Source organism: Luteibacter mycovicinus (genome assembly GCF_000745235.1).
Lineage (GTDB): Bacteria > Pseudomonadota > Gammaproteobacteria > Xanthomonadales > Rhodanobacteraceae > Luteibacter > Luteibacter mycovicinus.
In genome coordinates, this window is record NZ_JQNL01000001.1 from 1670226 (window position 1) to 1693228 (window position 23003).

Below are 23003 nucleotides of genomic sequence, written 5' to 3' on the forward strand. Positions count from 1 at the left end.
CGCTGAGTCACATCGAAGCAAAAAAAGAGGCCCCGCAAGCGGGGCCTCTTTCGTACAGCGAGCCGGAAGGCGAGGACTTAGAAGTCCATGCCACCCATGCCGCCCATGCCACCCGGGGCACCGTGGCCGGCGCCGTCGTCCTTCTTCGGCACTTCGGTCACGGCCGCTTCGGTCGTGATGATCGAGCCGGCGACCGAGGCCGCGAACTGCAGGGCCGAACGCGTGACCTTGGTCGGGTCCAGGATGCCGAAGGCGATCATGTCACCGAACTCACCGGTGGCGGCGTTGTAACCGAAGTTACCTTCACCGGCCTTGACCTGGTTGACGATGACCGACGCTTCTTCACCGGCGTTGGTGACGATGGCGCGCAGCGGAGCCTCGAGCGTGCGACGGGTGATCGCGATGCCGAGATCCTGGTCCGTGTTCTTGCCCTTGAGGCCTTCGAGCGCCTTGAGTGCACGGATCAGGGCGACGCCGCCGCCCGGGACCACGCCTTCTTCGACGGCTGCGCGCGTGGCGTGCAGGGCGTCTTCGACGCGGGCCTTCTTTTCCTTCATCTCGACTTCCGTCGCGGCGCCGACCTTGATGACGGCAACACCGCCGGCAAGCTTGGCGACGCGCTCCTGCAGCTTCTCACGGTCGTAGTCCGACGAGGTCTCTTCGATCTGCGCCTTGATCTGCTTGATGCGCGACTGGATGCCTTCGGCATCGCCGGCACCGTCGATGATCGTGGTGTTTTCCTTCGTGATCACGACGCGCTTGGCGCGACCCAGATCGTTGATGGTGGCCTTGTCCAGAGCCAGACCCACTTCCTCGGAGATGACCGTGCCGCCCGTCAGCTGGGCGATGTCTTCCAGGATGGCCTTGCGACGATCGCCGAAGCCCGGCGCCTTGACGGCGGCGACCTTGACGATGCCACGGATCGTGTTGACGACGAGCGTGGCCAGGGCTTCGCCCTCGACTTCCTCGGCGACGATCAGCAGCGGCTTGGCGGCCTTGGCGACAGCCTCGAGCACCGGGAGCAGCTCACGGACGTTCGAGATCTTCTTGTCGTGGATGAGGATGAACGGGTCGTCCAGCTCAACCTGCTGCGACTGCTGGTTGTTGATGAAGTACGGCGACAGGTAGCCGCGATCGAACTGCATGCCTTCGACGACGTCGAGTTCGTTCTCGAGGCCCGAACCTTCTTCGACCGTGATCACGCCTTCCTTGCCGACCTTGCCCATCGCCGTGGCGATGATGTCGCCGATGTTGGCATCGGAGTTGGCCGAGATCGTACCGACCTGGGCGATCGCCTTGTCGTCGGCGGTCGGGTTGGACAGCTTCTTCAGCTCGCCGACGGCGGCCGAGACGGCCTGGTCGATACCGCGCTTGAGGTCCATCGGGTTGATGCCGGCGGCAACGGCCTTGAGGCCTTCCTGGATGAACGCCTGGGCGAGGACGGTCGCGGTCGTGGTGCCGTCACCGGCCACGTCGGAGGTCTTCGAGGCGGCTTCCTTCACGATCTGCGCGCCGATGTTCTCGTACTTGTCGGCGAGCTCGATTTCCTTGGCGACCGAGACGCCGTCCTTGGTGACGGTCGGGACGCCGAAGCTCTTCTCGAGCACGACGTTGCGGCCCTTCGGGCCCAGGGTGACCTTCACCGCGTTGGCGAGGGTGTTGACACCCTTCAGCATGCGGGCGCGGACGTCTTCGCCGAAGCGGACTTCTTTAGATGCCATGATCGTTGAATCCTTGAATAGTTAGGTAGAGGGAGTCGGGAGAACGGGGCGAGCCGGGGCTCAGCCTTCCAGAACCGCCACGATGTCGTCTTCCTTCAGGAAGACCAGCTCTTCGCCGTCGACCTTGATTTCCTGACCGGCGTACTTGCCGAACAGGACCACGTCGCCTTCCTTCACGCCCATGGGGCGGAGCTGGCCGCTGGCGAGCAGCAGGCCGGTACCGGCGGCGATGACCTTGCCGCGGGTGGGCTTCTCGGTGGCGCTGTCGGGGATGACGATGCCACCGGCCGAGACGCGCTCTTCTTCGAGACGCTTGACGATGACGCGATCGTGCAGCGGGCGCAGTTTGCTCATGACTTCTCCAAACATGTGTTTGACGGGAAAGGAATTTAGGCCACCCTGTTAGCACTTGCCCAGGGTGAGTGCCAGAATTTTAGCCAGAACAGCCCCGGGATCGGAAGAACTATCTGGATGGTCGACAGATGGCGGCGGCGGCGGACCGTTCAAGGGCCGCGGTGCAAAAAAGCATCCGGCGCCGATGCAAGCCAGCTGGAGTTTGCCCGGTCATAATGACCAACGCCTTACTGGAGAGCCCCATGTCGCCGCTATCCCGCCTCGCGCGGAACCTCGTCGCCTCCCTCGGCCTGTTGCTCGCCGTTTCCCCGGCCTTCGCGCAGGATCCCGAAGACGACCTGCTGCCGGTCACCCAGGCCTTCCATCTCACCTCCGACGCGAGCCAGCCCGGTTCGGTCAGGCTGCACTGGACCATCGCGCCCGACTATTACCTCTACCGCGGCCGGATCAGGATCAAGGCGGCGGACGCCGGCGCCACGCTGGGCCAGCCGACCCTCCCGGACGGTCTCAAAAAGCACGACGAATACCTCGGCGACGTGGAGATCTACCACGGCGAGATCGAGGCGACCGTGCCCTATACGCTCGCCGACGCCGCGACGAAGACGCTCGCGCTCGACGTCCAGTACCAGGGCTGCCACGAGGTCGAGCCGAAGATCTGCTACCCGCCGAACACCGAGCACCTGACGCTCACGATCGGTGGCCCGTCGACCATCCCGGCCGCGGCACCCGCCAGCGCGCCGCCAGCCGCTGCCGGCGGCGCTTCGCTGCTGGGCGCACAGGCTTCGCTGCCGGGTACCGAAGCCCAGGCACTGCCCGCCGATCAGGCCTTCCGTTTCGAGGCGCTGGTCAAGGGCGGCGACAGCCTGCTGCTGCGCTGGACGATGCCGAAGGACTATTACCTCTACCGCGACAAGACCGAAATCAAGGTGGTCTCGCCTGCCGGCGTCAGCGCGGGCGAGCCCGACTGGCCGAGTGGCACCGCCCATCACGATGAGCACTTCGGCGACACCATCGTCTATTTCGACCAGGTCGAAGTGCCGGTGCCGCTTACCGGCGCGGGCAAGAGCGGCAAGGTCGATGTCGACGTGGCCTATCAGGGCTGCCTCGAGAACGGCATCTGCTACCCGGTAATGACCCGCCGGGTCAGCGTCGATCTCGCCACCCACGCGGCCACGATCGGCGGCGCCACCGAGGCGCCTCCGGCCAGCGCCCCGGCCGAGGTGGCGCCCACCCCGCCGCCAGCCGGCCTGACGCCCGCCGCCTCCGATGCGCCGGTCGGCTTCATCGCCGCGATCGGACTCGCCCTGCTGGGCGGCCTGGTGCTCAACCTCATGCCCTGCGTCCTGCCCGTGCTGTCGCTGAAGGCGATCACGGTGCTGGAGAGTGGCGAAAGCCCCGCTGCCGCGCGCAAGCACGCGCTCTGGTACACCGCCGGCGTGCTCGTCGCCTTCGCCGCGCTCGGCGTGATCATCGTCGGCATCCGCGCCGCCGGCCACGGGATCCAGTGGGGCGCCCAGTTCCAGCAGCCGGTCGCCATCGGCCTGCTGGTCTACGTCATGCTCGCCGTGGGCCTGTCGATGTCGGGCGTGTTCGAGATCGGCGGTTCGCTGGGCAACATCGGCAGCGGCCTCGCCTCGCGCTCCGGCGCCTCGGGCGATTTCTTCACGGGCGTGCTGGCCGTGGTGGTCGCCAGCCCGTGCACCGCGCCGTTCATGGGTTCGGCGATCGCCTTCGCCTTCGCGGCACCCGTGGCGATCGCCTTCCTGATCTTCCTGGCACTCGGCCTGGGCCTCGCCCTGCCCTTCCTGCTCATCGGCTTCGTGCCGGCCGTCGCCCGCCTGCTGCCGCGCCCCGGCCGCTGGATGGAAACGCTGAAGCAGGCACTGGCCTTCCCGATGTACCTCACCGCGGTGTGGCTGTTGTGGGTACTGACCAAGCAGCGTGGTGCCGACGCGACGGCGCTGGTGCTGGCAGGCGGCGTACTGCTGGCGATGGCGTTGTGGTGGTACGGCCGCAGCCGTCGTAGCGCGCTCTCATGGGTCTTCACCGCCGTGCTGGCTGTCGGCGCCATGGCCGCGCTGTGGACGGTGCATGGCCTTCCCGCAGCGACGACCACCGCCACGGCCAGCGACGGCTCGGTGCCTTACTCGGCCGACAAGCTCGCGGAACTTCGTGCCGCGGGCACGCCGGTACTGGTCGACATGACCGCCGACTGGTGCATCACCTGCAAGGCCAACGAAAAGGCCGTGCTGGACACCGACGCGTTCAGGGACCTGCTCAAGCGCACGGGCACCGTCTACATGAAGGGTGACTGGACCGACGTCAATGCGCCCATCGCCGCGTATCTGGAGCAGTTCCACTCGGTAGGCGTGCCGTTGTACGTCGTCTATCCGAAGGGTGGCGGCGACGGCAGGAAGCTGTCCACCGTCCTGACTTACGACGGCGTGGCGAAGGCGCTCGATACCGCGTCAGGCTCGTGACACGCGGCCCGACCTTCTGGATCGTGGCCCTGGCGATCGCCGGGGCAACGGTCGGCCTGTATGTCGAGCACCGCCGCGCCAATCCGTCGCCCCCGGACGGGATGACGGTGGCCGAGGTGGGCGATGTGGCGCCCGACGTCACCTACGTCGCTATCGACGGCACGCCTCATCGCCTGTCCGAATGGCGAGGCAGACGCGTGCTGATCAACTTCTGGGCTTCGTGGTGCGCCCCTTGCCGGCGTGAGATGCCACTCCTGAGCGCCGCCTCGGACCGCGACCATGGTCGCAAGGTCGCCATCCTGGGCGTGGCCGAGGACACCGCCGCCGATGCGGCACGCTATCTCGCCGAGCGCCCGGTGAACTACCCCGTGCTGCTGGTCGACAGCGACGCCCCCGGCAGCTCGCTCTCCTTCGGCAATACGCGGCGGGTTCTGCCCTACAGCATCCTCATCGGCGACGACGGGCGTATCCTGCGGCGCAAACTCGGCGGCTTCAGCGCGGCCGAGATCGACGAATGGCTCGCGCCTTAGATCTCCCGGAGAACTCCACCATGGATGCCCCGCTTTCAGACGACCAGGCGATCGATGCGACCCGTCGCTGGCTCGAACGTGCCGTCATCGGCCTCAATCTGTGCCCGTTCGCCAAGGCCGTGCACAGGAAGGGCCAGATCCGCTTCGTCGTCAGCGAGGCGGAGCAGCCCCTGCAACTGCATGACGATCTGGTGCGGGAACTCAAACGCCTGCGGGACAGCGATCCGGAGACGATCGACACCACGCTGCTGATTCACCCGCGCGTCCTCGGCGACTTCATGGACTTCAACGAATTCCTGGAGATCGCCGACGAAACGGTGGCCGAGCTCTCGCTGGACGGCGAGATCCAGGTAGCCAGCTTTCATCCGGACTTTCAGTTCGAAGGTACCGCACCGGACGACATCACCAATTACACCAACCGGTCGCCGTTCCCAACCCTGCACCTGCTGCGCGAAGCCAGCATCGACCGGGCGGTCGCCGCGTTTCCGGAGGCGGCCAGTATTTTCGAGGCCAACATGGCCACGCTGGACAAGCTCGGGCACGACGGATGGCGGACATTGTTCCCCGAGCCCTAGCCAAGACCATACGGGAGCGTGTGGAAAGTCGCGATCTCCAGCGAACTGCGTCGATCTTCACCGAACTGGACAAGTCCGGGGGACAGGCGCACACTGCGCGGCGTTCCGGATTTCCGGACCTACGGCACAGGTGAAGCGTGGCCAGGATCCTTGTCCTTCATGGACCCAACCTCAATCTCCTCGGCGTTCGCGAGCCGTCGGTCTACGGGCGCGAGACGCTCGCCGACATCAACAGCTCGCTACAGGGCCGCGCACAGGCGGCCGGGCACGACCTGAGCTGGTTCCAGTCCAATGCCGAGCATGAGCTGATCGCCCGGGTGCATCAGGCCCGCGACGAAGGCGTGGCCTGGATCCTGATCAACCCCGCCGCCTTCACGCATACCTCGATCGCCCTGCGCGACGCGCTGGCCGGCGTGGCGATCCCGTTCATCGAGATCCACCTGTCCAATCCGCACGCGCGTGAAGCGTTCCGGCACCACTCCTATGTGTCCGATATCGCCGCGGGCGTGATCTGCGGTTTCGGCGGCGACAGCTACCGCCTGGCGCTCGAAGCCGCACTTCTCCGGCTGGCCGTACCCGCCGCCTGAATTCCCCTTCGCGGCGCGCCAGACGGCGCCCGCACCTCCACCACCGACTAAGGGTTGCCCCATGGACCTGCGCAAGATCAAGAAGCTCATCGACCTGCTCGAGGAATCCAACCTCGCCGAGCTGGAAATCAAGGAAGGCGAAGAAGTCGTCCGTCTGTCCCGCGTGCCGAAGGGCACCGCCGTCGCCCAGCCGATGTATGCGGCGCCGGCTCCGGCGGCCGCCGCTCCCGCGGCAGCGGCACCGGCCGCGGCTGCCTCGGCACCCGCGGCGGCACCCGCCGAGTCCGGCCTTCCGGCCGGTCACGTGGTGAAGGCGCCGATGGTCGGCACGTTCTACTCCGCTTCGACCCCGGGCGCACCGGCGTTCGCCGTCGTCGGCCAGCAGGTCAAGGCCGGTGAGACGCTCGGCATCATCGAAGCCATGAAGATGTTCAACCAGATCGAGGCCGATGTGGCCGGTACCGTCGTCGCCGTGCTGATCGAGAACGGTCAGCCGGTCGAATTCGACGAACCGATGTTCGTCATCGCCTGAGGCCAGACCCATGCTCGAGAAGGTCGTCATCGCTAACCGCGGCGAAATCGCGCTGCGCGTGCTGCGCGCATGCCACGCGCTCGGCATCAAGACGGTCGCGGTGCACTCCACCGTGGACCGCAATCTGAAGCACGTCGGCCTGGCCGACGAATCGGTGTGCATCGGCCCGGGTCCCTCGGTCGACAGCTACCTCAACATCCCGCGCATCATCGCCGCGGCCGAGATCACCGACGCCGCCGCGATCCACCCGGGTTACGGCTTCCTCTCGGAGAACGCGAATTTCGCCGAGCAGGTCGAGGAGTCCGGCTTCGTCTTCATCGGCCCCACGGCCGACGTCATCCGCCTGATGGGTGACAAGGTCGAGGCGATCCGTGCCATGAAAGCCGCCGGCGTGCCGTGCGTGCCCGGTTCGGGCGGCCCGCTGGGCGACGATGTCGAAGAGAACATCCGCATCGCCCGTGAGATCGGCTATCCCGTCATCATCAAGGCGGCAGGCGGCGGCGGCGGTCGCGGCATGCGCGTCGTGCGCACCGAACCGCACCTTGCCAGCTCCATCGTGATGACCAAGCAGGAAGCCAAGGCGGCTTTCAGCAACGATCAGGTCTACATGGAGAAGTTCCTGGAAAATCCGCGCCACGTGGAAATCCAGGTACTCGCCGATGGCCAGGGCAACGCCATCCACCTCGGCGAACGCGACTGCTCCATGCAGCGCCGTCACCAGAAGGTCGTGGAAGAGGCGCCGGCACCGGGCATCACGCCGGAGATGCGCGCCGAGATCGGCAAGGTCTGCGTCGACGCCTGCCTTCGCATCGGTTACCGCGGCGCGGGTACGTTCGAGTTCCTGTTCGAGAACGGCCGCTTCTACTTCATCGAGATGAACACCCGTATCCAGGTGGAGCATCCGGTGACCGAACTGGTGACCGGCATCGACCTGGTCCGCGAACAGTTGCTGATCGCCGGCGGTGAGAAGCTCTCGATCCGTCAGGAAGACATCGTGCTCACCGGCCACGCCATCGAGTGCCGTGTGAACGCGGAAGATCCCGACACCTTCATGCCGAGCCCCGGCACGGTGAAGCGTTTCGAGGCCCCGGGTGGCCCCGGCGTGCGCGTGGACACTCACCTGTACGACGGCTACCGCATCCCGCCGAACTACGACTCGATGATCGGCAAGATCATCGTGCACGGTCCGGACCGTGCCACCGCCATCGCACGTATGCGCATGGCGCTGAACGAGACAGTGATCGAGGGTGTGAAGTGCAACATCCCGCTGCAGCAGCGGATCATGGCCGACATCGGCTTCCAGCAGGGCGGACAGAACATCCACTACCTGGAAAAACGCATGGCGGAACAGAAAGAAACGCCGCCAGCCGCGTAAAAAAAAGAACCCCGCCTCGAGCGGGGTTCTTTTTAATGAGGCATCGCGCCCCGCTCAGACCAGCGGTCCGATCTCACAAAGCGGCGTTCCGGCGCTTACGCCTTGCGTCGCCCACTGATCCGTACCCAGTCCTCCAGCGTGCGCACGTCGAGATCGTCGAACCACTCCGCGTAACGCGTGAGCAGTTCCTCGTGCTGCCCGATCAGGATGCCCGACAGCGCGAACGGCGCACCCGGCTTCACGGCGGCGGCAAAGACCGGCGCCAGCTCGCCCAGCGGACCGGCGAGGATATTCGCCACCAACACATCGGCGAGTTCGGCAGGCGCCTCACCCGGGAGATAGACGGCCAGATCGTCGCGCACCTCGTTGCGCTCCGCGTTGTCGTGCGACGACACGATCGCCTGCGGGTCGTTGTCGATACCGACCGCGCGCGCCGCGCCAAGCTTCAGCGCGGCAATGGCGAGAATGCCCGAGCCGCAGCCATAGTCGAGCACCAGCTTGCCGGCCATCTGCTGGCCGTCCAGCCACTCCAGACACATCGCCGTCGTCGGATGCGTACCTGTGCCGAAGGCGAGGCCGGGATCGAGGCGAACGACCACGATGTCGCCGTCGGCGGGCGGATCGATGTTCGACGGATAGACCCACAGGCGGCGGCCGAACGGCATCGGCTTGAAGTCATCCATCCAGACACGCGTCCAGTCCTGATCGCCCACGTCGCGCCACACGATCTGCGCGGGTTCGATGAAGGGGAGGTCGTCGGCAATGGCGGCGGTGAGACCGCGCCGATCGGCTTCCGCGTCGAACAGCGCGTTGAGCACGATCTGGTTCCACAGCGGAAGCTCACCGACGCCCGGCTCGAAGATCGCTTCTTCGTCGGGGGTTTCGGCATCGGCGTCCTGCAGGGTGATCGACAGCGCGCCGAGGTCTTCGAGCGCGGCTTCGACACGCGGCTGTTCGGCGGCGCGGATCGTCAGGGAGAGTTCGAGCCAGGGCATCGGAGGGCCAGATCGTTGGTCGGGAGGACGATTCTACCGGGCGCGCACGTTATGATCGAACGATGTATACGCAGTGTCCCGAGTGCCTGACTGTCTACAAGCTGGAAGCCGAGACGCTCGTCCCGGCGTGCGGCTGCGTGCGTTGCAGCCACTGCGACACGGTTTTCAACGCGCTGGGTACCCTCGCCGCGCAACTCCCGCCCGAGCCGTTCACCCGCCTTGCGGAGCACGCGCTCGACCAGACGCCGCCGCTGGCCGAGGTGGCGGTCTTCCGTCCGCGTCCGGTTATCGACGAACCTCCTGTGGAAGACGACGCGCCCGTCGGCGATGACTCCGGGGCCGCCGAAGATTTTTCGAAGCTCACCTTCACCCCCCGGTTTGCGAGGAAGCGCCGGCGGTCCTGGCACACGGCGGCGTGGACCGTGGTGTGCGTAGCCTTGCTGCTCGGCCTGGGCGCGCAGCTGGCCTGGGCGAAGCGCGACTCCCTGATCGCCGATCCCACCGTAGGCCCGGTGCTTGCCGCCGGCTGCGCCATGGTCGGCTGTCACCTGCCGCTGGTCCCGGCGCCGTCACAGCTGCGCCTGATGGCGCGCGATGTGGAGCAGCATCCCTCCGTACGCGACGGCCTCCTGATCACCGCCAGCGTGCGCAACGATGCGTCGTTCGCGCAGCCCTACCCCGTGGTCACCATCGTACTGTCCGACGCTGACGGGCAGCGCCTGGCGATGCGGCGTTTCCAGCCCGAGGACTATGTCGGCGACACGGGCGTGCGCGAGCGGGGCCTGCCGGGCGGCGCGACCACCGCCATGGTCTTCGAGGTGCAAGACCCGGGCCAGCGGGCGGTCGCTTTCGCCTTCTCGTTCGAATGAGCGTGCGAAAAAATTTCTTTTTGCAAGCCTGCACTTCCCGGTCCGGGACGAGTACACTCGGTTCCCTTCGCGACTCCAGACCCCGTTCACGGCGTGTCCAAGTCGCATTCCAAGCGACCATACCGAATAAGAACCGACCGGGGCCCTGCGTCCCGGCCTGTGAGAGGGGAATGCCTTGAACGCTGTGAGACTTGCTGCTGGTGAGGCCGCCAACGAGACCTCCATGCAGAGTGCCCTCAGCGAATGTGTCAGCCGTACGGTTCGTCGCTATCTCGCCGACATCGGTGACACCGAAGGCGGCGAAGGCCTCCACGCCCTGGTCATCCGCGAAGTCGAAGGCCCCCTCCTGCGCGAAGTGCTCGCCTTCCACGATGGCAACCAGAGCCGTGCCGCGGTCGCTCTCGGCATCAACCGTGCCACCCTGCGCAAGAAGCTGGCCGCCCACGGCATTTCCTGAGGCAATCCGTCCCGGGGCCGCACGGACGTCCGGGCGGCTATAATGGAGCGCTTTCCGCCCCGGAAGTGCCCATGTCCACGCCCGACCTCGTTCCCGTCCGCCGCGCGCTCGTCAGCGTTTCCGACAAGCAGGGCCTGACGGAACTCGCCCGCCGCCTCGCGGCCGCGAACATCGAAATCCTTTCCACCGGCGGCTCGGCGAAGGCGCTGCGCGACGCGGGCATCCCCGTGCGGGACGTCGGCGACCTCACCGGCTTCCCCGAAATCATGGCCGGCCGCGTGAAGACGCTGCACCCGCGTGTGCATGGCGGCCTGCTGGGACGTCGCGGTACCGACGACGCCGTCATGGCCGAGCATGGCATCCTGCCGATCGATCTTCTCGTGCTCAACCTGTACCCGTTCGAGCGCACCGTGGCCGATCCCGCGTGCTCGCTGGACGATGCGATCGAAAATATCGATATCGGCGGACCGGCCATGCTTCGCGCCGCCGCGAAGAACTGGAACGACGTCGGCGTACTGACCGATCCGGCGCAGTACGACGACGCGCTCGCGGAAATCGAAGGCAAGGGTGGCCTGTCGCGCGCCACACGATTCAAGCTGTCCGTCGCCGCGTTCAATCGCGTATCGAACTACGACGCGGCGATCAGCGACTACCTCTCAGGCGTTTCGCTTGACGGCACGCACACCGCGGTCTCCTCGCGCGCGGAATTTCCGGAGCAGTCCAACGGACGCTTCGTGAAGGTGATGGATCTTCGCTACGGCGAGAATCCCCATCAGGCCGGCGCGTTCTATCGCGACCTGTATCCGGCAGCGGGCACGCTCGCGACGTTCCGCCAGTTGCAGGGCAAGGAACTCTCGTTCAACAACATCGCCGACGCCGATGCGGCGTGGGAATGCGTGCGCCAGTTCGACGCCCCCGCCTGCGTCATCGTCAAGCATGCCAATCCCTGCGGCGTCGCCGTCGCGACGGACCCGCTCGCCGCCTACGAACTCGCCTACGCGACCGACCCGACCTCGGCGTTCGGCGGCATCATCGCCTTCAACCGCCCGCTCGACGCGGAGACCGCGAAGGTCATCCTCAAGCGCCAGTTCGTCGAAGTGCTGATCGCACCGTCCGTGGATGCGGGCGCGGTGGAAGAAGCCACGAAGAAAGCCAACGTGCGCGTGCTGGAAATTCCGCCCGGTGACGGTCGCAATACGCACGACATCAAGCGCGTGGGCTCCGGCCTGCTGGTGCAGACGGCGGACCATCGGCAGGTGCAGCGCGACGAACTCAAGGTCGTCAGCAAACGCCAGCCCAGCGCCGCCGAACTCGACGACCTCCTGTTCGCCTGGCGCGTCGCCAAGATGGTCAAGTCGAACGCGATCGTCTACGCGAAGGACAACCGCACGGTCGGCATCGGCGCGGGCCAGATGAGCCGCGTGGTGAGCGCGAAGATCGCAGGACTCAAGGCCGAAGAAGCAGGCCTCGTCGTGCCGGGCAGCGCAATGGCGTCGGATGCGTTCTTCCCGTTCCGCGACGGCATCGACGCGGCGGCCGCCGCCGGTATTCGTGCGGTGATCCAGCCGGGCGGATCGATGCGCGATAACGAAGTGATCGCCGCGGCGGATGAGCACGATATGGCGATGGTGTTTACCGGCGTTCGCCACTTCAGGCACTGAGGTCGCGTGCTTTCGCCAGCAGCGCTGGCTCCTGCAGGGAACCCGTTACCTTGTAGGAGCCAGCCCTGCCGGCGATTCAACCCGCCGCATCGCATAACGTCGCGCCAGCACCGCACACGTCATCAGCTGGATCTGATGAAACAGCATGATGGGCAATACGATCAGTCCCAGCGGATGCCCGGCGAACAACACCTTCGCCATCGGCACGCCCGAGGCCAGGCTCTTCTTTGAGCCGCAGAACACGATCGTGATCTCATCCTCCGTCGCAAAGCCCAATGCTCGCGCACCGTAACGCGTGACCAGCAGCGCGCAGGCCAGCAGCACGATGTTCACCACGATCAGGCCGGCGAGCACCGGCACCGGCAACTGATGCCAGAGCCCCTGCAACACGGCGGCACTGAAAGCCGTATACACCACGAGCAGGATCGATCCGCGGTCGACGTAAGTCAGCAGCTTCGCGTGTTTGCGTACCCAGCCGCCGATCCAGCGCTGCGCGATCTGGCCGGCGACGAAGGGCACGAACAGTTGCATGACGATGGCGCCCACCGAGTGCCACGACAGGCCGCCCTGCCCGGTGCCCGCGATCATCAGGCCGACCAGCAACGGCGTGATGAAGATACCCAGCAGGCTCGATGCCGACGCCGACACGATCGCGGCCGGCACATTGCCGCGCGCGATCGACGTGAATGCGATGGACGACTGCACCGTCGAGGGAAGGGTGCACAGAAACAGAATGCCCAGGTACAGATCGGGTGAGACCAGCGGCGACAGTAGCGGCTTCAATACGAGGCCAAGCAGCGGGAACAGCAGGAAGGTGCTGGCCAGCACCGTGAGGTGCAGCCGCCAGTTGGTCATCCCGGCGACCACGGCCTCACGCGACAGCTTCGCGCCGTGCAGGAAGAACAACAGGGCGATGGCGAGGTCGGTGACCACCTCGAAGACGGCGGCGGCCTCGCCCCTGCAAGGCAGCAGGCTGGCCAGCAGGACGGTGGCGATCAGCGAAAGGGTGAAACCATCGGGGAGAAAGCGGCGCATGGCGGCGACACAGGGGCAGCGTGAATGGCACCTATTGCAGCTTCAACCGGTTGATAAGGCAATTCGTTTTATCTGATTCAGTGATACATTAATCGCATGAATGTTTCCCTGCGACAGCTCCGGGCGTTCCTGGCCGTCGCCAGCCACCGGCATTTCCGACGCGCAGCGGAGACCCTGCATCTCACGCAGCCGGCCGTCAGCCGCCTCGTGGCCGACCTCGAGGGCGAGCTCGACGTCCGCCTCTTCGACCGGAGCACGCGCGAGGTCGTGCCGACCGAAGCCGGCCGCTACCTCGAGCAGGCCCTGGCGCGCGTCCTCGATGAGCTCGACGGGGTCCTCGCCCATGCCCGCACCCAGGCGGATCCTCTGCGCGGGCGCGTACGAATCGCGGCGGTACCGACGCTGTCGGCCGGCCTGGTGCCCTTATGCATCGCCCGCTGCGCGATCGGGCACCCGTCGCTGGAAATCGTTCTGCGCGACCAGAACCAGACCCAGGTGCTGGACGCGGTGCGGGGCGGCGAGATCGACTTTGGCCTGACGGTGGAACCGGCGACCGTGGAAGAGTTCGACGCGGAGACGATTCTTCGCGATCCTTTCGACGTCGTGTGTCTCAGCGATCATCCGATGGCCTCGATGCCGATCGTGCCCTGGGACGCCCTCGCGAATCAGCCGCTGATCCTGCTCGACCATGCCTCCGGCAGCCGGCGCATCATCGATGCCGCGTTCACGTCACGCGACATCCCGATGCACGTGACACTCGAAGTGGGGCACCCGCATACCGCGTTCCGTATGGTCGAAGCGGGTCTCGGTGTGACGGTCACACCACGGCTGTCGCTGGATGCGTTGCGGCCGGGCCTGGTGGCGAGACGCCTGACGCCGGAGCTGAGCCGTGAAGTCACGCTGGTCCGCCGCCGGGCGCGATCGTTGTCGCCGCCTGCGCAGACGGTCTGGGAAACGTTCCGCGACATCGCGCTCACGCTGGCTTGAACGCGGCGGGCGCACCCTTCGCGCTTTGTGGCAGGAGGTCGGTCGATGAGCTATCAGCTTTATTACTGGACGGGACTGCAGGGGCGCGGCGAGTTCGTTCGTCTGTGTCTCGAGGATGCGGGCGCCGAATACGCCGACGTCGCGCGGATCGAGGGCGACGATGCGATCATGCCGTTTCTCAACGGCGATCGGGAGGGCGCCATGCCGTTCGCCCCACCCTTCCTGAAGTCGGGTCGCCTCGTGATCGCGCAGGTCGCCAACATTCTGCAGTACCTCGGGCCGCGCCATGGGCTGGTGCCGGAAGACGAGTCGAAGCGGCTGCATGCGCATCAGCTGGAACTGACCATCACCGACTTCGTGGCCGAAGTCCACGATACGCATCACCCGGTTTCCAACGAGCTGTACTACGAAGACCAGCGCGACGAGGCGAAGAAGCGTGCGAAGGATTTCCGCGAGCACCGCATCCCGAAATTCCTGGGTTACTTCGAGAAGTCGATCGAACGCGGCGGCGGCAGGTTTCCGCTACGCGAGCACTCGTACGTGGACCTGTCGCTGTTCCAGATCATGGCGGGACTGGAGTATGCCTTTCCGAAAGCGCTGGCGAAGCAGAAAGTACCGTTGCTGAGGGACCTGGCGAAACGCGTAGCCGACCGGCCGAATATCGCCGCCTATCTGGCGTCGGAACGCCGTGTGCCGTTCAACACCAACGGCATCTTCCGGCATTACCCCGAACTGGATGACTGAGCTTCGGGCAGGAGCCCGCCTGCCACGGCGGGCACCCATTCAACCCGTCAGTTCGAACCGGCGGGCTTCGGCGCGGCGCCCCACTCGTAGACCTTGTAGTAAACCGGGTTCACGGGGCCGTTCTTGGGGTCGTTGTGCAGCTTGCCGTCCGGGTCGGCCATATACGTCTGCGGCACGCCGTTCTTGGGCGTCACGACGACCATGAACAGCTTGCCACCCGTACGGTATTCCTCAACGCGGTCGCCATTGTCCTGATTGCGCACGGTCACCTGAGGTGCCTGCTGGCCGCGGGCGTCGACGGCGCCCCTGTCCTGCATGGTCGGCAGGTCGACCGGCGAGCGAACGCCCTGGGCGTCCGAGGTGGCCGGCGTCGACTTGCCGTCCTGGGCCTCATCATAGGTCACCGGCCGGTCTACGGGCTTCTGCCCCGAGCGGTCGGCTTCACCCGGCTTGACGCCCGGATCGTTCAGCCCCGGTGGCGGCGGGAGGGGGGCGAACTTCGGATCCGTGGCGGTTTGCGCGGCGGCGGGCAGCGCCAGGACGAGGGCGAGCGCGGCGACGAGGACAGACGAGCGGTTCATGGGGAATCTCTCCAGGCGGGGGAACGAGGATAGCAAGGCGCCACCCTGTTTCCACGTGAACGATCGGCCATGACGAACCCTGCGCGACCGGCCGTGAGAGAATCCGGGGATGCCTACACTCACGCTCATCGACGGGTCCTCGTACCTGTATCGCGCGTTCCACGCGCTGCCTCCCCTGACCAATGCTTTCGGCGAACCCACGGGCGCGCTGTTCGGTATCGTCAACATGCTGCGCACGACCATGAAGGCCGGTTCCGACTACGTCGCCTTCGTCTGCGACGCGCCGGGACGTACCTTCCGCGACGATCTGTACCCGGAGTACAAGGCCAACCGCCCGTCGATGCCGGACGACCTGCGCGCGCAGGTCGAACCGATGATGAAAATCGTCGGCGCACTGGGCTTTCCCATCCTTTGCGTGGCCGGCGTCGAAGCCGACGACGTGATCGGCACCCTCGCCCGCCAGGCGGCCGAGCAGGGCATCGATACGATCATCTCCACCGGCGACAAGGATTTCGCGCAGATGGTCGGCAAGCACACGCTGCTGATCAACACGATGACCAACACCACCATGGATGCCGACGGCGTCTTCGCCAAGTTCGGTGTTCGTCCCGAGCAGATCGTCGATTACCTCACCCTCATGGGAGACAGCATCGACAACGTCCCGGGCGTGGAAAAGTGCGGGCCGAAGACGGCGGCGAAATGGCTGGGCGAGTACGGCAACCTCGATACGTTGCTTGCCAATGCCGACAAGATCGGCGGCAAGATCGGCGAGAACCTGCGCGCGGCCATCCCGCGCCTGCCGCTATCCCGCGAGCTGGTGACGATCCGTACCGATGTGCCGCTGGAATTCGCGCCGGTCGACCTGTCGATGCGCGATCGCGATGTCGACGCACTGCGAGAGCTTTATGCGCGCTATGACTTCAAGGCCGCGCTGAAAGACCTCGAGGCAGGCACCGACGCACCGGCTAGGGCTTCCGTGTCCGCGGCGGGTTCCGCCGCGCCGGCGACATCGGCCGCTCCCGTGGTCGCCGCACCGGATGTCTCGCTGTCCCACCCCGGCGAATACGAACTGGTCCTCACCGAAGACCGCCTCGCCGCGTGGCTGGAGAAGCTCGAAACCGCGACGCTCATCGCCTTCGATACCGAAACCACCAGTATCGACGCGATGATGGCGGAGATCGTCGGCGTGTCGCTTGCCGTGGAACCCGGCAAAGCCGCGTATATCCCGCTGGCCCACGATTATCCCGGCGCGCCGACGCAGCTGCCGAGGGATCATGTGCTCAGCGCGCTGAAACCGGTCCTCGAAGATCCGAAGCGCCGCAAGGTCGGTCAACACGGCAAGTACGACATCAATGTCCTGTCGCACTACGGTATCGACGTGCAGGGCCTCGCGCACGACACCATGCTGGAATCGTACATCTTCAACGCCACCGCCACGCGCCATGACATGGACTCGCTGGCCCAGCGCTACCTCGGCTACACGACGATCAAGTACGAACAGGTCGCCGGCAAGGGCGCGAAGCAGATTCCGTTTTCGCAGGTGGACTGCGACACGGCCTGCCGCTACGCCGCGGAAGACGCCGACATCACGCTGCGCCTGCACCATGCGCTGTGGCCGAAGCTCGAAGCCGAGCCGTCGCTGCGTGACGTCTATCAGGACATCGAGGTGCCACTCGTACCCGTCCTTGCGAAGATGGAGCGCACCGGCGTGCTGATCGATGCGCACGTCCTGCGTCTGCAGAGCCAGCAGCTCGGCAAGCGCATGCTGGAATTGCAGAGCGTCGCGCACGCATCGGCCGGTCACGAGTTCAACCTCGACTCACCGAAGCAGCTGCAGGCCGTGCTGTTCGACGAGCTCGGTCTCGCGGCGAAGGTAAAGACGCCGACCGGCCAGCCCTCGACCAACGAGGAAGCGCTCGAAGCGATCGCCGAAACGCACGAACTGCCGCGCATCATCCTCGAGTACCGTGGCCTCGCCAAGCTGCGCTCGACGTACACCGACAAGCTCGCCGGCATCGTCAACCCGCGTACGGGCCGCGTACACACCAGCTACCACCAGGGCGCGGTCGCCACGGGCCGCATCAGCTCGTCGGACCCCAATCTGCAGAACATTCCGGTGCGCACCGAGGAAGGCCGGCGCATCCGCCAGGCCTTCGTCGCGCCGCCGGGATGGCGCATCGTCGCGGCCGACTACTCCCAGATCGAGCTGCGCATCATGGCGCACCTGTCCAGCGACGAGGGTCTGGTTCGCGCATTCCGGGAGGGAGGCGACGTCCACCGTGCCACCGCGGCGGAAGTCTTCGGCGTACCGGCCGATGAGGTCACCACCAACCAGCGCCGCGCGGCGAAGGCGATCAACTTCGGCCTCATGTACGGCATGAGCGCTTTCGGGCTCGCGAAGCAGCTCGGCGTCGATCGAGGCGAAGCATCCGATTACATGGGTCGCTACTTCTCGCGCTATCCCGGCGTCCGCACGTTCATGGACACGACCCGTGAGCAGGCGCATCGCGACGGCTACGTGCAGACGTTGTTCGGCCGCCGCCTGTATCTGGACAATCTGAACTCGCGCAATCAGGCGTTTCGCGCCGGTGCCGAGCGCGCCGCCATCAACGCGCCGATGCAGGGAACCGCCGCCGACATCATCAAGCGCGCGATGATCGCGGTATCGGGCTGGATCGAAGGCCGCGACGATGTCCGCCTGCTGATGCAGGTGCACGATGAACTGGTCTTCGAGGTTCGCGAGGACGCCGTTGACGAGATCCGCGCCGGCATCGAGAAGCATATGACCGGTGCGGCATCGCTCAGCGTGCCGTTACAGGTCGACATCGGCGTCGGAGCCAACTGGGACGAGGCGCACTGAGGGCGTACCAAGCGTCGTACCGCGGCGTTCATGGTCGTTTTCGGAACCACGGGGAAGTCCAAACGTAAGATTTCCGTTTTGTCGTTCATATTGAATGACGGCAACTCGTTGATAAGTCAGCCCATGAATACGGGCTGACTTTTTTTTGCGATCCGTTGCAACTTTCTCCTCGTTAGCGCGTCTATATCTTCGGACGCACGCAACGGCGTCCCATCGGTGGATCCCACCTCCCTGGGATCACCTCAGGACGACCCGGTCTTCCCCTGGGCCCGGTCATCCACCCCGCCCCGGAGGCTCCCCTGGCCTCCGGGGTTTTTTTTGCAGAAACCGGCTCTCCCCACGTTGCCCTCACATCCGTCAACGCATCCTCCCGCCCACATCGAACCGGGAGGAATCAAACATGCGTGCAGGCCTGATTGTCGTTGGCGTCATCCTTGTCGCGGCAGGTATCTGGATCACCGTCGGCGGCGGCAGCTATCAGAAGACCGACACCGTCGCGTCGCTGGGACCGGCCAAGATCGAAGCGACCCATAACAAGTCCATCCCGCAGTGGGTGGGCATCGCCGGGATCGTGATCGGCGGCATCGTCGCCGTCGCGGGCATCGCGCAGAAGCGCTGATCGCCCCGTCGGGCCAAGGTGGGAGCCCAGCCGCTACAATGGGCGGATGGATGTCTCCCACCTTCTCGACGATCTGAACGACGCCCAGCGTGAGGCTGTCAGTGCCCCACCCGGCCATTACCTGATTCTCGCGGGGGCCGGCTCCGGCAAGACCCGCGTCCTGATCAACCGCATCGGCTGGCTGACCCAAGTCGAACGCGTGCCGCCCTGGGCGATCCTGGCGGTCACCTTTACCAATAAGGCGGCGGGCGAAATGCGCTCGCGCCTGGACGGGATCATCCCTGGCGGTACGCAGGGGCTTACCGTCGGCACCTTCCACGGCATCGCCCACCGCCTGCTCCGCCGTCACTGGCGCGAGGCCGGACTGGTCGAGGGGTTTCAGATCCTCGACTCCGACGACCAGCAACGGCTGATCAAGCGGGTGATTGCCGGCATGGGGCTGGACGAGGCGCGTTTCCCGCCGCGTCAGGCCGCCTGGCAGATCAACAACTGGAAAGACGAGGGCAAGCGCCCGGACAGCATCGAGCACCGCGACCATCCGGTCACGCGCACGTTCGTCGAGGTCTACAAGGCGTACGAGCAGCAGTGCCAGCGCGCCGGCCTGGTCGACTTCGCCGAGTTGCTGCTGCGCGCGCACGAGCTCTGGCTGAAGGATCCACAGGTACTCAAGCACTACCAGGATCGCTGGCGCTACCTGCTGATCGACGAGTTCCAGGACACCAACACGCTGCAGTACGCGTGGATCCGCGTGCTCGCCGGCAACACGGGGCAGGTCTTCGTGGTCGGCGACGACGATCAGGCGATCTACGGCTGGCGCGGCGCAAAGGTGGAAAACGTGCAGCAGTTCCTGCGCGATTTTCAGGGCGCCAGGACCATCCGCCTCGAGCAGAATTACCGTTCCACCTCGACCATCCTCAACGCCGCCAACGCGGTGATCGCTCGTAATGGCGGACGCCTGGGCAAGCAGTTGTGGACCGACGGCGGTGAAGGCGAGCGCATCGCGCTGTATGCGGCGTACAACGAGCAGGACGAAGCACGCTTCGTGGTCGAACGCATCCGCGAGCACATCGCGGAGCATGGCAATGCCCGCGACTGCGCCATTCTCTACCGCTCCAACGCACAGTCGCGCAACTTCGAAGAACAGCTCATCCAGCGCGATACGCCTTACCGCGTGTATGGCGGCCTGCGCTTCTTCGAGCGCGCCGAAATCAAGGACGCGCTGGCCTATCTGCGCCTCGCCTCCAACCGTCATGACGACGCCGCCTTCGAGCGCGCGGTGAACACGCCGCCTCGCGGCATCGGCGACCGCACGCTCGACGAACTGCGCCGCCGCGCGCGCAGCGATGGCAGCTCGATGTGGGAATCCACACTCACCGAAGCCTCGATCGGTTCGCTGGCGGGCCGGGCGAAGAACGCACTGAAGGCCTTCATCGGGCTCATCGATAACCTGGCTCGTACCTTCGGCGGTCACGACAATGTCAGCGGCGACGACACCCCCACCGCGCTCGACCTCGCCGAGCAGATCGAACACGCCATCCTGCATACCGGTCTGCGCGACTTCTACGAAAACGACAAGCGCGGCAACGGGGAGGCCCGGGTCGAGAACCTGGACGAGCTGGTCAACGTGGCCAGCCGCTTCGAGATGACGCCGGAAGATGTGGATGCCGGGCTCAACGAACTGTCCGCCTTCCTGTCGCACGCCGCGCTGGAGGCGGGCGAAGGTCAGGGCGAAGCCTGGGACGACTGCGTCCAGCTGATGACCCTGCATTCGGCCAAGGGCCTCGAATTCCCGGTGGTGTTCCTCGTCGGCATGGAGGAAGGCCTGTTCCCGAGCCAGCGCTCCACGGAGGAAGAGAACCGCCTCGAGGAAGAACGACGTCTGGCGTATGTGGGCATCACGCGCGCCCGCGAGCGCCTGTTCCTGTCGCATGCGGAATCGCGCCGCATGCACGGCACCGAGATGCTCGCCCGACCGTCGCGCTTCCTTGGCGAGATCCCGCCCGAGCTGATCGATGAGCTGCGCCCGCGGGTGCAGGTGTCCCGCCCGGCGTATGCGGACCGTTACGCCGGCAGTCCATCGCTCGAAGAAGCCTCGCCGATTCGCCTGGGACAGCGGGTCAGCCACCCCAAGTTCGGCGAGGGCACCATCGTCAGTGCCGAGGGCGCCGGTGCGCACATGCGCGTCCAGGTGAATTTCGAGGATGCCGGGAGCAAGTGGTTGGTTTACGCTTATGCCAATCTGACCGCGTTGTAAGGGGCTCCAACGCCGATCGCCTGGCATGGACGACTACGCGGCTCATGCAAGCAAGGGAAGAAAGGCATGATCGTCGGGATCGACCTGGGAACCACGAACAGTCTCGTCGCCGCGTGGATCGATGGCGCGCCGCGCCTCATTCCGAATGCGCTGGGCGGCGTGCTGACGCCTTCGTGCGTCGGCATCGATGACGACGGCAGCGTCCTCGTCGGCGCGGCGGCACGCGAGCGCCTGCAGACCCATCCGCAGCGCACGGCATCCCTGTTCAAGCGGTACATGGGCAGTGCCCGGACCGTACGTCTGGCCGATCGCGACTATCGCCCGGAAGAACTTTCCGCCCTTGTCCTGCGTTCACTGAAAGCGGATGCCGAAGCATTCCTTGGCCAGCCCGTCACCGAGGCCATCGTCACCGTACCGGCGTATTTCTCCGATGCGCAGCGCAAAGCCACGCGTGTCGCCGGTGAACTCGCCGGGCTGAAGGTCGAGCGGTTGCTCAACGAGCCTACGGCGGCGGCACTGGCTTATGGCTTGCATGACGCCGGCGGCGAGACCCAGTTTCTGGTCTTCGACCTGGGCGGCGGCACCTTCGACGTGTCGATTCTGGAGATGTTCGAAGGTGTCATGGAAGTGCGCGCCAGCGCGGGTGACAACATGCTGGGTGGCGAGGATTTCGCCACACTGATTGCCGATCTCGCTTTTGTCGAGGGTATTCCGCAAGCCGCACGCGACGATGCAAGGTTCATGCAGCGCCTCGCGGCACGGGCGGAAATCGCCAAGCGTGAGCTGAGTACGCAGGGAAAGGCGCGCTTCGAGATCGCCTGGCGTGACCAGACCGTTGCCGTGGCGCTCGACGGGGACGCGTTCGAGAAGCTCGCCCAGCCCCTTCTGAACCGCCTGTGGCGGCCGATCGAGCGCGCGTTGCGTGACGCGCGCATTCGCGCCGCGGACCTGGACAACGTGGTGCTGGCCGGCGGTGCCACACGTATGCCGATGATTCGTGCGCTGGCGACACGCATGTTCGGGCGTTTCCCCGCGGTCGGTCACCCTCCCGACGAGGTGGTCGTGCTCGGCGCCGCCGTGCAGGCGGGCCTGAAAATGAAGGACAAGGCGCTCGACGAGACGGTAATGACCGATGTATGCCCGTACACGCTCGGTACGGAAGTGTCGCGACGGATCGAGAACGGCGCCCAGGCCGCCGGCTTCTATGCGCCGGTGATCGAGCGCAACACGGTGGTGCCGGTGAGTCGTGTACAGCGTTTCGTCCCGCTGACACCGCAGCAGAAACAGATCCGGATCGGTGTGTATCAGGGCGAGTCGCGCATGGTGCGCGATAACATCTCACTGGGTGAACTGACCTTGCCGCTGGAGCCGGGCCCCGGACACGCCGACGGTGTGGATGTTCGCTTCACCTACGACGTCAACGGCCTGCTCGAGGTGGAGGTCACCGTCGTCGCGACGGGCAAGGTCGAGCAGCTCGTGATCGAGAGCGGCGATACGCACATGCAACCCGCCGAAGTCGCCCGTCGCCTTGCCGCGCTTTCCGAGCTGAAGATCCATCCCCGCGACACCCTGGAAAACAGGACGCTGCTCGCGCGGGCGGAACGCATGTACGAGCAATCGCTGGGCGATCTGCGCGATCGTCTCGGCGACGTCATTCTCCGCTTCGAACAGACGCTCGCCACGCAGGATCCGCGACTGATCGCACGCGACGCGGCGGCCTTCCGCGAGGCGATCGACAGCGTCGAACGTGACCATTACCTCGTGCCGGATCCGGCGGTCTGACCGCC

Annotated in this window: 20 protein-coding genes; 15 read left to right on the top strand and 5 right to left on the bottom strand. The window is 65.9% G+C overall.

The genetic code is table 11. The annotated features are described in order from the left end of the window. Positions 1–77 precede the first annotated feature (77 nt). Together groL and FA85_RS07540 are read right to left on the bottom strand one after the other, a co-directional pair. Complete coding sequence (gene groL, locus FA85_RS07535) at positions 78–1721, bottom strand: chaperonin GroEL (RefSeq protein ID WP_036110129.1); 1644 nt, start codon at positions 1719–1721, stop codon at positions 78–80. Positions 1722–1781: 60 nt separating this feature from the next. Continuing rightward, the gene (locus FA85_RS07540; RefSeq protein WP_036110126.1) at positions 1782–2075 is read right to left on the bottom strand and encodes a co-chaperone GroES; all 294 of its coding nucleotides are present in this window, start codon (positions 2073–2075) and stop codon (positions 1782–1784) included. A 242-nt stretch (positions 2076–2317) separates the two neighbouring features. Here FA85_RS07540 and FA85_RS07545 point away from each other — a divergent pair, with 242 nt between their 5' ends. The 6 genes from FA85_RS07545 (at position 2318) to accC (ending at position 8154) form a co-directional block, all read left to right on the top strand. Next, positions 2318–4555 carry a protein-disulfide reductase DsbD family protein gene (locus FA85_RS07545; RefSeq protein WP_036110123.1) on the top strand — a complete coding sequence of 746 codons (2238 nt, stop codon included), beginning with the start codon at positions 2318–2320 and terminating at the stop codon, positions 4553–4555. After that, entirely contained in the window at positions 4552–5085 is a 534-nt protein-coding gene (locus tag FA85_RS07550) for a TlpA family protein disulfide reductase (RefSeq protein ID WP_036110120.1), read from the top strand. The genes FA85_RS07545 and FA85_RS07550 overlap by 4 nt, the downstream gene beginning before the upstream one ends. 20 nt (positions 5086–5105) lie before the next feature. Further along, positions 5106–5660, top strand: coding sequence for a DUF1415 domain-containing protein (locus FA85_RS07555; protein ID WP_036110117.1), 555 nt, complete (start codon positions 5106–5108; stop codon positions 5658–5660). Positions 5661–5797: 137 nt separating this feature from the next. Then, positions 5798–6247, top strand: coding sequence for a type II 3-dehydroquinate dehydratase (aroQ, locus tag FA85_RS07560; protein ID WP_036110114.1), 450 nt, complete (start codon positions 5798–5800; stop codon positions 6245–6247). Positions 6248–6308: 61 nt separating this feature from the next. Continuing rightward, entirely contained in the window at positions 6309–6779 is a 471-nt protein-coding gene (accB, locus tag FA85_RS07565) for an acetyl-CoA carboxylase biotin carboxyl carrier protein (RefSeq protein WP_036110111.1), read from the top strand. Between the two features lie 10 nt (positions 6780–6789). After that, positions 6790–8154: an acetyl-CoA carboxylase biotin carboxylase subunit gene (gene accC, locus FA85_RS07570; protein ID WP_036110106.1), complete on the top strand. Its 1365-nt coding sequence runs from the start codon at positions 6790–6792 to the stop codon at positions 8152–8154. A 95-nt stretch (positions 8155–8249) separates the two neighbouring features. On the opposite strand, the gene prmA is transcribed toward accC, so the two are convergent. Beyond that, positions 8250–9149, bottom strand: coding sequence for a 50S ribosomal protein L11 methyltransferase (gene prmA, locus FA85_RS07575; protein ID WP_036110103.1), 900 nt, complete (start codon positions 9147–9149; stop codon positions 8250–8252). Between the two features lie 62 nt (positions 9150–9211). Between prmA and FA85_RS07580 the strand changes: the two genes are divergently transcribed. The 3 genes from FA85_RS07580 to purH all read left to right on the top strand — a co-directional run bounded on the left by FA85_RS07580 (position 9212) and on the right by purH (position 12136). Next, the gene (locus tag FA85_RS07580) at positions 9212–10018 is read left to right on the top strand and encodes a zinc-ribbon and DUF3426 domain-containing protein (RefSeq protein WP_036110101.1); all 807 of its coding nucleotides are present in this window, start codon (positions 9212–9214) and stop codon (positions 10016–10018) included. 223 nt (positions 10019–10241) lie between these two features. Further along, on the top strand, positions 10242–10475 hold the full coding sequence (locus tag FA85_RS07585) for a helix-turn-helix domain-containing protein (RefSeq protein ID WP_051943271.1): 234 nt from the start codon (positions 10242–10244) through the stop codon (positions 10473–10475). Positions 10476–10546: 71 nt separating this feature from the next. Continuing rightward, positions 10547–12136 carry a bifunctional phosphoribosylaminoimidazolecarboxamide formyltransferase/IMP cyclohydrolase gene (gene purH / locus FA85_RS07590; RefSeq protein ID WP_036110097.1) on the top strand — a complete coding sequence of 530 codons (1590 nt, stop codon included), beginning with the start codon at positions 10547–10549 and terminating at the stop codon, positions 12134–12136. A 45-nt stretch (positions 12137–12181) separates the two neighbouring features. Here purH and FA85_RS07595 read toward each other — a convergent pair whose 3' ends face one another. After that, a complete protein-coding gene (locus FA85_RS07595) occupies positions 12182–13171 on the bottom strand; it encodes a bile acid:sodium symporter family protein (RefSeq protein WP_036110096.1) in 990 nt (329 codons plus the stop codon). Between the two features lie 96 nt (positions 13172–13267). Between FA85_RS07595 and FA85_RS07600 the strand changes: the two genes are divergently transcribed. Then, complete coding sequence (locus FA85_RS07600) at positions 13268–14158, top strand: LysR family transcriptional regulator (RefSeq protein ID WP_036110094.1); 891 nt, start codon at positions 13268–13270, stop codon at positions 14156–14158. A gap of 45 nt (positions 14159–14203) precedes the next feature. Beyond that, a complete protein-coding gene (locus tag FA85_RS07605) occupies positions 14204–14902 on the top strand; it encodes a glutathione S-transferase (RefSeq protein WP_036110093.1) in 699 nt (232 codons plus the stop codon). Positions 14903–14949: 47 nt separating this feature from the next. Here the strand turns inward: FA85_RS07605 and FA85_RS07610 are convergent, their stop codons facing one another. Further along, complete coding sequence (locus FA85_RS07610) at positions 14950–15483, bottom strand: DUF2782 domain-containing protein (RefSeq protein ID WP_036110089.1); 534 nt, start codon at positions 15481–15483, stop codon at positions 14950–14952. A gap of 109 nt (positions 15484–15592) precedes the next feature. Here FA85_RS07610 and polA point away from each other — a divergent pair, with 109 nt between their 5' ends. The 4 genes from polA to FA85_RS07630 all read left to right on the top strand — a co-directional run bounded on the left by polA (position 15593) and on the right by FA85_RS07630 (position 22998). After that, positions 15593–18343: a DNA polymerase I gene (gene polA / locus FA85_RS07615; protein WP_036110086.1), complete on the top strand. Its 2751-nt coding sequence runs from the start codon at positions 15593–15595 to the stop codon at positions 18341–18343. Positions 18344–18743: 400 nt separating this feature from the next. Beyond that, on the top strand, positions 18744–18962 hold the full coding sequence (locus tag FA85_RS07620) for a hypothetical protein (RefSeq protein ID WP_036110084.1): 219 nt from the start codon (positions 18744–18746) through the stop codon (positions 18960–18962). A gap of 46 nt (positions 18963–19008) precedes the next feature. Further along, the gene (gene uvrD, locus FA85_RS07625; RefSeq protein ID WP_036110082.1) at positions 19009–21216 is read left to right on the top strand and encodes a DNA helicase II; all 2208 of its coding nucleotides are present in this window, start codon (positions 19009–19011) and stop codon (positions 21214–21216) included. A 66-nt stretch (positions 21217–21282) separates the two neighbouring features. Then, positions 21283–22998: a molecular chaperone HscC gene (locus tag FA85_RS07630; protein WP_036110080.1), complete on the top strand. Its 1716-nt coding sequence runs from the start codon at positions 21283–21285 to the stop codon at positions 22996–22998. Positions 22999–23003 lie beyond the last annotated feature (5 nt).